Below are 9,154 nucleotides of genomic sequence, written 5' to 3'. Positions count from 1 at the left end.
TAAGCTTTCCAGCGCCGATGGTACTGCACCGGGGACGGTGTGGGAGAGTAGGACACCGCCGGACAATCTTTGTTATGCAGGAGGGCCACCCGAGGTTTCGGGTGGCCTTCCTGCGTTATAGGCGCCTTTCGTATGCGGGTCTCTCGTCTCCTGTACCGAGTCGTGGGTTGCGTTTGCAGGGTGTCGTCAGCCGCCTGGAGCAACCCGGGTTTCTGTGTGGCATGAACCTTCAGCGGCGGACGGGGTTCTCGGGGACGTGGCGGGCCGCAGGGAAAGGACAGGCGCGTAGAGAGAACTTTGCGCGGAGGACCGGTGGGCTTGGGTGGCTTGCTAGGCTGGTGGTGCTGGCCACCCCATGGCGGGTGGCCATCGTCGCGTAAGGCGCCGAGGGCGAGCAGCGACAGAGCGCGAACGGGCCTGTGGCTCGCGGCCGGACGGACCGTCCCCTCTCCACACGGTCGGCGGCGCGATGGACGAACGCGATCATGATGCACGTGGTCTGCGAATGACTAAGGACAGAAGTGAACAGAGACAACGGACGTGAGGACTCGGGCCGTCCCGACGACGGCGGATACCGCTCGGGCGAGCGCTCTGGCGGGTTCCGTGGCGACCGCTCCGAGCGAGGCAGGGACGGCCGCTCGTTCGAGCGTGACCGCGGTGGACCGCGCCGGGAAGGACGTCCAGGGGACGGTCCGCGCTACGGTGAGCGCCGCGAGGGGCGTCCGGCCGGCTCCTACGGGTCCCGCGACCGTGACTCTCGGGGAGGTCGCCCGTTCCAGCGCGAGGGGGGCGGCGATCGGCCGTTCGACCGTGAGGGCCGCGGAGGCCGGGGGTTCGGCCGAGACAGCGGTGGGGACCGTCCCGGCCGTTTCTCTGATCGCGACGGCCGTCCCTCCGAGCGCGGCGAGCGCGGTGGTTACGGCGGCGAACGTCCCTATAACCGTGATGACCGTGATCGCGGCTCCGGCCGTGGTTCGTACGGCTCGCGGGAGGACCGTCCCTATCGTGAAGGAGGCCGTCCCGAGTCGCGTTACGGGGACCGGCGGGAAGGCGGCCAGGGGGACGGCTACGGGCGGCCCCAACGTGACGACCGTGGCGGGCGGCCCAACCGCTCCGATGACCGCGGTGGTTACCACCGTTCTGATGATCGCGGCGGCAGGCCCTACCAGTCCGACCGGGGTGAGCGCGGCGGCAGGCCCTTCCAGAGAGACGACCGCAGAGGCGCCTCGGGCCCACGCCCGTTCAGCCGTGAGGGACGCGGCGAGGGCGAGGGTCGGCGTCCGTACAACCGCGATGAACGTGGTGACCGTGACAGCCGTCCGTCGTACCGCGATGACCGCGGGGCTTCCGGTGAGCGCCGCTACGGCCGCGACGACCGTGGTTTCGCCGGTGGCGGCCGCCCGTCGGGCAGAGACGATCGGTACGGCCGTGAGAGCCGTTCGTTCGACCGAGGGAGCCAGGGCGGTGGAGGAGATCGCTTCTCCGGCCGTGGCGACCGGGGTCCTCGTCCGTTCGACCGCGATGATCGTCCGGGACGCGGCGGCCGCTCTTTCGAGCGCGACGATCGCCGGGGCGGGGAATCGCGTCCCCCCTTCAACCGTGAAGGCCGCGAAGGCCGTGAAGGCCGGCCGGATCGTGACGACCGGGGCGGCTTCGGCGAGCGTCCCCCGTACCGGCGTGACGATCGGCCGTACGGCCGGGACGATCGCGATGGGCGTTCGTTCGGGCGTGACGATCGGCGTGGCGCGGGACCGCGTCCGTTCAGCCGTGAGGGCCGTGAGGGCCGTGAGGCTCGGGACGACCGTGGGCCGCGCGGCGGGCGGACGTTCGAGGGAGATCGCGGGCGGTCGTCGGGGCACCGGGACAGGGATGAGCGGGGCTCCGGTGAGTTCCGTGCCGGGACCGGGCAGTCCGAGGGCGGCGGCACCCGTGCGCGGTACGGCCGTGAGCGTGGCCGGCCCTTCGATCGTGAGACCCCGCGTGCGGCGCGGGAGGAGCAGGCCCCCATTCCCGAGCTCGCGCCCGACATCACGCCTGACGAGCTGGACAAGGAGATCCGGGACGAGCTGCGCGCTCTCCCGAACGACCTCGCGGACAAGATCGCCAGTCACCTGGTGGCCGCAGAGCGCGCGTTGGGTGACGATGATCCGGCACTGGCCTACGAGCACGCGAAGGTCGCGCGCAGATTCGCGGCCCGCATCGGGGTCGTGCGTGAGGCGGTCGGCCTGGCGGCATACCGCGCCGGCCAGTACGCGGAGGCCCTCAGCGATCTACGGGCGGCGCGTCGGCTGACCGGCTCGGACGAGTTCCTGCCCATCATGGCCGACTGCGAGCGCGGCCTCGGCCGTCCGGAGCGTGCCCTCGACCTGGTGCGTTCTCCCGAGGCTGAGCGTCTCGACCGGGCCGGGCGCATCGAGCTCGCGATCGTCGAGTCCGGGGCCCGGCGTGACCTCGGGCAGCACGACGCCGCCGTGATCACGCTGCAGCGCCTGCCGGAGCTGCGCGTCCAGGAGCCTCGCCCGTGGTCGGCGCGCCTGACGTTCGCCTACGCGGACGCGCTCGCGCAGGCGGGTCACGTGGAGGCCGCCACCGACTGGTTCGAGCGCGCGATGGCGTTCGACGAGGACGGTGAGACGGACGCCGCCGAGCGCTACGCGGAGCTGACCGGCGCGGTGATCGAGGACGTCGAGGAACTCGAGGACGACGAGTCGTTCGATGACTTCGACGACGCGGAAGGCGATGTCGACGACGAGGCCGGGGAGGACCTGGACGACGTCATCGACGCCGATGACGACCTCGATGACGATGAGGACGACCGTGCTGGCGTGGCCGCCGAGGCGATCCTGGTCGAAGACGCCGCCGAAGACGACGCCGAGGACATCGACGAGAACGCGAACGCCACCGCCGCGGTGACGCGGGAGCCTGTCGCCGAGCGCGGAGCGCCCGGGGAAGAACCCGCTGCCGCCGGAGCCTCGTCCGAGGGCGCGGCCGTCGCCGAGGACGTCGATGACGAGGACGACGACATCGAGGGTGACATCTTGGGGCCCACCGGCGGGCGCGTGCGGCTGGAGCCGGGGATGGCTCCGGCGTTCATCGAGCCCGACTTCGGCGACGTGAACGCCGCGCACTCGGGCGACGACCTCGATGACCATGACGAACCCATGGAGAAGCCGGACAAGTCCGACAAGCGCAAGGCCTAGGCGCGCGAGGGGAGTTGGTGGGCGCCGCCTAGCGTGAAGGCGCGCGGCGCCCGCCAGACATGGTTCCCACCCCGCATCGTTCCTATGCATGCTCATGGAAATTCGAGCCCGGCCTCCGCGTTTAAGCGGTGGCCGGGCTGGACGGGTTCAGGTGGACTCCGGCTTGGCGAGATCGAGCCAGTGCATGATGCCCGCCACATTCGAGGGCGCGCCGCTGAGCAACTCGAAATGCTCCGCCGTCTGCTCGTCGCCTGAGGTCAGGGCGGCATAGCGTTCGCGCGTCCTGTCCCGGACCATCGCGACCGCGTGATCGAGGTCCATGCCCGCCGTGTGCGCCTGCTTGGTCAGATCCACCCATATGCGCAGTTCCTCGGCCGACCGCTCCAGCGTGGCGGCGACGCCGGTCACCGGTCCGTAATGGCTGAACAGCAGCCGCTGGGGACGCAGATCGCCGAACAGCGCGACGGAGCGGAGCGCGGTCTCGAGGTCGAAGTCGGGCGGCGGGGTGGCGGGGCGCAGGTCGCCGCTCTCGGGAAGGTAGACGCCCGCCGCGTCGCCGACGTAGAGGTCGCCGGTGGCGGAGTCGAGCAGGCCCACGTGGTGCTTGGCGTGGCCCGGGGAGTAGTGGCCCCCCAGGACGCGGCCGCCGCCGAGGTCGATGGAGCCGGTGTCGCCGAGGGTCCTGATGCGTGTGGCATCGGTCGGGGCGAGCGAGCCGAAGAGCGTGTCCAACTGGTCGCCCCACACCATGCGGGCGCTGGCCATGAGACGTGACGGGTCCGTCAGGTGCCGCGCTCCCTTCTCGTGGACGACGATCTCGGCGGCCGGGTAGTACCCGGCGATGTCGCCGACGCCTCCGGCGTGGTCCAGGTGGATGTGGGTGACCACGACCGTGGCGAGATCGTCCGGGCCCACACCGAGAGAAGTGAGGGCGTCGCGGACCACCGGCGCCGATGTGGAGGTTCCCGTCTCCACCAGGCAGGGGCGGTCGCCGAGGATCAGGTAGCCGGCCGTGATCCCGGTGTATCCCGCCATCCGCGTGTCGATCTCGTAGACGTCACCGCCGAGCGGTGTCACGTTGTCCACAGATCACTCCCTTGCAGGCCGGCGGGTCGGTGCGGGTTCGCTGACGAGCGTAGGGCACATCCGGGACGCGATGTGACCCTGGTTCGCCCTGCTCGCCCGCCGCCTGGGGGAAATAACGGGCCTTTTCGTCGCCGCCCATCCGCGTCATACCCGAGAGCGCCGATCTGTATATATCCGTAATGGCAGTGCCCGGATCGGTGCGCTGCCGGTCTCGCCGCCGCTTCCTTCGACCTCGGCCGGCGCGGGGGCCGTGTCTGGCGCGCGCGAAGTTATCCACAGAATGACGCTCGGCCCCTCGTTCCGCCGTCCCCGACCCCAAGAATGGGCCCCGATCGAGCGATTCGAGTGATCGAGGGGGATCCGATGGAAGAGCATGTGGTGCACCGCAACGAGGTCATGCTGGTCGGGCGCGTGTCCAGGGCGCCCGTCTGCAAGGAACTGCCCAGCGGTGACCGGGTGACGAGCTGGGGTCTCGCCGTCCGGCGTCCGCCCGGTCATCCCAGCAACAAGAAGTCCGACGGCATCGCCTGCGTGGCCTTCGGATCCGAGGTGGCGGCCGTCGTGACGCAGTTCGGCGTGGACGACGTGGTCAGCGTGGAGGGAGCCCTCCACCACCGGTTCTGGAACCAGCCGGAGGGTGGGTCGAGCACCTACGAGGTCGAGGTGCACCGAGTACGAAGGCTTTCTGATTCGATTAGCGAATCGTAGTTATGTCGTGGCGTGCTGTTACCAGCACGCCCGGCGCCCAGGCGACGTCGGGCACCCTCCCCGGTCAGGCCGTGCACGCCTGACCGGTCAGCGTCCGGAGGGACGTGCTCAACGGGCCGGCGGCTCCAGTTGCCGGCACCCTCACACGCCGCCACGGCCGCTCCGTAGAGGAAGGCCGCGGCGGCATGGGAGAGCGTGCGGGCCGGTCGCCGAACCGGCCGTCAGCCGGTCGCGAAGGTGCGGAGGATCAACCCGGTGCGGGGCTTGGGGCCGAACGAGGTGGACTTGCGCGGCACGCGTTCGCCCCCCGCCGCGATGGCGTACACGTCCTCCACGGACAGGGACGGCACGATCACGGCTGTGCCCGACTCGCGGCGAGCCATCCGGACGGCGAGCAGGGGGTCGTGGTGGACGATGCGCACGGTCCGCTCGTCGTCGCGCAGTCCCCAGACCTTCGGCAGGAGGAACTCCGACAAGATCGAGGTGGTGAGCGACTTCCATCGGGCCGTCCGCGACCCCGGCATCGCGTGGTCGAGCTGGACCGGGTCCGGGTCGGTGAGCAGATGGCTCGGGCCGTTGCCCGCCAGGACGAAGGCCGGTCCCCGGGCCGCGGCGAGTGCGGCGAGGGCGTCCTCCACGTGGGCGTGCTCGTGCACCTGCCAGGCCCCCTTGGCGCGCGCCGCCGCCTCGGCCAGGGGAAGCCCGGGGATGACGCGGTGGATGGCCTTGAGGTGCGGGGGGTAGGCCGTCGAGTCGACCAGAAGCGCGAGGCCGTAGTCCCAGGGCCCGGGACCGCGCCCTTCGGCGCGGTACTCGCGCTGGAGCGCCAGGTATGTGGCGTACCGATGGTGGCCGTCGGCGATCAGAGCCTGGTGGTCGTGCAGCCCGGCCGCCACGGTGTCCAGTTCGGCCGGGTCGGTCAGGGCCCACAGGCGATGGACGATGTCGTCGTCGGTGCGGACGTCGACCAGAGGCGGCCGGGTGGAGGCCACGTCGTCGATGAGCGGCGCGAGGGCGCCCTTACCGTCGTAGAGGAGGAAGATGGGTTCGAGATTGCTCTCGGTCGTCCGCATGAGCGCGAGCCGGTCCGCGACCGTGCCGGGCATGACGTTCTCGTGCGGGAGGACGATGCCGTCCTCCGGGGCCGAGAGGGCGAGGTCGCCGATGAGACCCCGCACCACGAGACCGGGGGCGCTCTGTTCGTACACGTAGACGGCGGGGAGGTCGTCCGCGGCCAGGACGCCGGATTCCAGCCACGTGTGCAAGGTGTCGCGGGCCTCGCCGTAACGCCGCTGGTCGGTGCCGGGAAGGATCAGTCGCACGACATTGTTGGAGTGGACGTCAAGAAGGGGCTGCACGTCTTCCCGCGGGATGAGGTCGTACGGTGGGGAGGTGACTGCGGCCAAATCGTCGACGGCGAATCGCACGCCGCGAAATGGGCGTAGTACCAGTCCGTCCGGTGACGGCAGTTCAGGAATCGCCATACCGGGCATGGTGCCATAAGGCCCTCGGCCACTCAGAGACAGCCCCGACATCGTTGCGTTGACCGGCTCGTCGGAAAGCCGGAATCACAGGTCACCTGAAGGAGGCTTCGAGGAAATGACGCAGGGACGAGGCCAGCCTGAATCCCCCGACTACGAGCCGAGTGCTCCTGCGGGTGATGTCTACGAGTGGTTTCAGCGCGGAGTAAAGCTGTTGAAGGACGGCAGCCCGGCCGCGGCGGCGGCCATCCTGGCCCGGGCGGCCGATGCCGAGCCCGATTCCCGCAGCATCAGGGAGGCGCTCGCCCGGGCGCAATTCAATTCGCGGCGCTACGAAGACGCCGCCGACAGTTTCCGCTGGATCGTCTCGGCCAACCCCACCGAGGACTACGCGTACTTCGGCCTGGGCATGGCTTTGTGGCGCACCGGCGACATGGAGGCGGCCCAGGAACCCCTGGCCATCGCGGTGGCCATGCGCCCTGATTCCCGCGACTATGTGTCGGCCCTCAAACAGGTAAGGGCCACCCTCCGAGCGAGAGAGACCTGACACGTCTGCGGCGCGGTGCCGTAGCCGGAGGGGGGCGGTGGTGGAGGCCGGGGATCGGTTCAGTGGGGGGTGGGTCTTGGGATTCTTGGATCGGACATAGTAGGGGCATGGACTCCGTGTTGATCGACTCTTACGACACCCTGTTGCTCGATCTCGACGGGGTCGTGTATCTGGGACGACAGGCTGTGCCGGGTGCGCCGGAGGCGCTCGTCCAGGCTCGTGACGCCGGGGTGCGGTTGGCCTATGTCACCAACAACGCCTCGCGCACTCCGGCCGCCATCGCCGAACACCTGGCTCATCTGGGCGCGCCCGCCACCCCCGACGACGTGGTGACCTCGGCGCAGGCGGCCGCGCGGCTGATCGCGGAGCGGGTGCCCCCGGGCTCGCCGGTGCTGGTGGTCGGGGGGATGGGGCTGCGCTCGGCCGTACGGGCGCGGGGGCTTCGCCCGGTGACGACGGCCGCCGAGGAACCGGTGGCGGTCGCCCAGGGCATCTCACCCGATCTTTCCTATGGTCTGCTCTGTGAGGGCACGCTGGCCGTACGGCAGGGGGCGTGGTTCGTCGCGGCCAACGCGGACACGACCATGCCCACCAACCGGGGGGTGCTGCCGGGCAACGGGGCGATGACCCGTGTGATCGCCACCGCGACCGGCGTCGCGCCCGTGGTGGCGGGCAAGCCCGAGCCTCCCCTGCATCGGGAGTCGATGCTGCGTACCGGCGCGGAGCGCCCGTTGATCGTGGGGGACCGGCTGGACACCGACATCGAGGCCGCCACGCGCGCGGGCGTCGACAGCCTGCTCGTGCTGACGGGCGTTACCGGTCCGATGGACCTGCTGACGGCACCGCCCGAGCACCGCCCCACGCACATCGCGGCCGACCTGTCCGCCCTCCACCTGCCGCCCGCGCCGGTCGCCCAGGAGGGGGACGCGTGGACCCGCGCGGGCTGGACGGCCGGTTGGGAGGGAGATCGCCTGCGGCTGACAGGGGTGGGTGATCCGGTGGACGGCCTTCGTGCGGCGTGTGCCGCCGCCTGGGCCCGCGCGACCGGCGGGCCAGTGGAGGAGGACAGTCTCAAACAGGTTGTCGAGGCCCTGGACCTCTAGCCGCCTCTAGCCGGCCGACAAGAGGGCCCGGGGCGTCAACGGGGTTCAGTCCCCGGGGGTTAGAGGAGTTTTCGGAGGCGGAGGAGGTCGCCGAGGCTGGCGTCGATCTTCACGCGTCCCCCGAACAGGGCCCGCCCCATGTCGAGCTCGCCGTTCACCAGCGAGAGCAGGTCGTCGCTGGAGATGCGGATGCGCACCTCGGCGGGCCGCCCGTCCGGCGGGGGCACGTCGGTGAACGGTTCGAGCCCGTCCTGGTGGATCCTGCCGTAGAAGGTCACGTCCAGGTCGGTGATGCGGCAGCTCAGACTCCTGTTGACGACGTGCTTGGTACGGGTCTCGTCGTCCAGCTCGCCGAACTGCTCGGTGAGCTTGTCCAGCGCCGCCCGGCACTCATCGACGGTCGCCATGCGTCCTACCCCTTCTCATGCGCCGAAGCTCCTGACCTACGGAAGGTAGCGTTTCACTTGAGTACTACGCGAAATTCGGCTCGCGGGAGCGGCCTGGGAAGAGAAGTGCATCGCACGAGTCGTGGCTTCCGATACGGTCAGGGTCTGACGGCTGTGACACAGGCGGTCGTCCGCCTGCGCGTTGAGCACACCATCATGGACCGGAATCCGCGCCGCGACCAAGAGCGACACCGGGAATGGAGGGTGTCCGGCAGTGGGATTTGCCCGGGGTTCGCGTGACCGGGCGCGGGCGCGGCGCCCGGGGGCCGCGAGGACGGCGGCAGGGCGCGGTGCCGGGCGGTGGGACGATGATGCGGGTGGGTGGAAAGACGGATGACGGAGACCGGCGAGTCCCGGACGGGCAGCGGCGAGGCGCGGGTGGCGGCCGCCCTGACCAGGCTGGGCGCCCTCGGCGATCTTCCCGCGGGGGAGCACGTCGCGGTGTTCGAGGAAGTGCTCGGGGGGCTGGAGGCGATCCTGGCCTCGGTGGACGAGGCGTCCGCCGTACCTGGGAACGGGAACGGGCATCAGTGAGGGCGGCGGCACCGGCCGGCCCCACCATGTACGACATGAACCACATGAA

9 protein-coding genes are annotated in these 9,154 nt (G+C 70.5%); 5 read left to right on the top strand and 4 right to left on the bottom strand.

The window, feature by feature from the left end; all coding sequences use genetic code 11:
* Positions 1 to 509: 509 nt before the first annotated feature.
* Positions 510 to 2,111, bottom strand: a complete 1,602-nt coding sequence (locus AB0H21_RS27725) for a hypothetical protein (protein ID WP_358522008.1) — start codon at positions 2,109 to 2,111, stop codon at positions 510 to 512.
* A gap of 3 nt (positions 2,112 to 2,114) precedes the next feature.
* Between AB0H21_RS27725 and AB0H21_RS27720 the strand changes: the two genes are divergently transcribed.
* Complete coding sequence (locus tag AB0H21_RS27720) at positions 2,115 to 3,200, top strand: hypothetical protein (RefSeq protein ID WP_358522006.1); 1,086 nt, start codon at positions 2,115 to 2,117, stop codon at positions 3,198 to 3,200.
* A gap of 147 nt (positions 3,201 to 3,347) precedes the next feature.
* Here the strand turns inward: AB0H21_RS27720 and AB0H21_RS27715 are convergent, their stop codons facing one another.
* Positions 3,348 to 4,286, bottom strand: a complete 939-nt coding sequence (locus AB0H21_RS27715) for an MBL fold metallo-hydrolase (protein ID WP_358522003.1) — start codon at positions 4,284 to 4,286, stop codon at positions 3,348 to 3,350.
* Between the two features lie 363 nt (positions 4,287 to 4,649).
* Between AB0H21_RS27715 and AB0H21_RS27710 the strand changes: the two genes are divergently transcribed.
* Positions 4,650 to 4,994: a single-stranded DNA-binding protein gene (locus AB0H21_RS27710; protein ID WP_358522001.1), complete on the top strand. Its 345-nt coding sequence runs from the start codon at positions 4,650 to 4,652 to the stop codon at positions 4,992 to 4,994.
* 221 nt (positions 4,995 to 5,215) lie between these two features.
* Here the strand turns inward: AB0H21_RS27710 and AB0H21_RS27705 are convergent, their stop codons facing one another.
* Positions 5,216 to 6,478, bottom strand: a complete 1,263-nt coding sequence (locus AB0H21_RS27705) for a DUF1015 domain-containing protein (protein ID WP_358521998.1) — start codon at positions 6,476 to 6,478, stop codon at positions 5,216 to 5,218.
* A 115-nt stretch (positions 6,479 to 6,593) separates the two neighbouring features.
* Between AB0H21_RS27705 and AB0H21_RS27700 the strand changes: the two genes are divergently transcribed.
* Entirely contained in the window at positions 6,594 to 7,022 is a 429-nt protein-coding gene (locus tag AB0H21_RS27700) for a tetratricopeptide repeat protein (protein ID WP_358521995.1), read from the top strand.
* 107 nt (positions 7,023 to 7,129) lie between these two features.
* On the top strand, positions 7,130 to 8,125 hold the full coding sequence (locus AB0H21_RS27695) for an HAD-IIA family hydrolase (RefSeq protein WP_358521993.1): 996 nt from the start codon (positions 7,130 to 7,132) through the stop codon (positions 8,123 to 8,125).
* Between the two features lie 59 nt (positions 8,126 to 8,184).
* On the opposite strand, the gene AB0H21_RS27690 is transcribed toward AB0H21_RS27695, so the two are convergent.
* Positions 8,185 to 8,532, bottom strand: coding sequence for an SCP2 sterol-binding domain-containing protein (locus AB0H21_RS27690; protein WP_358521991.1), 348 nt, complete (start codon positions 8,530 to 8,532; stop codon positions 8,185 to 8,187).
* 372 nt (positions 8,533 to 8,904) lie between these two features.
* Between AB0H21_RS27690 and AB0H21_RS27685 the strand changes: the two genes are divergently transcribed.
* Positions 8,905 to 9,105: a hypothetical protein gene (locus tag AB0H21_RS27685; RefSeq protein ID WP_358521988.1), complete on the top strand. Its 201-nt coding sequence runs from the start codon at positions 8,905 to 8,907 to the stop codon at positions 9,103 to 9,105.
* Positions 9,106 to 9,154: the final 49 nt, after the last annotated feature.

The organism is Sphaerisporangium sp. NPDC051011 (assembly GCF_040653595.1).
Taxonomy (GTDB): Bacteria; Actinomycetota; Actinomycetes; order Streptosporangiales; family Streptosporangiaceae; genus Sphaerisporangium.
The sequence above is the reverse complement of the archived record's forward strand: the minus strand, read 5'-3'. Positions and strand labels throughout refer to the sequence as shown.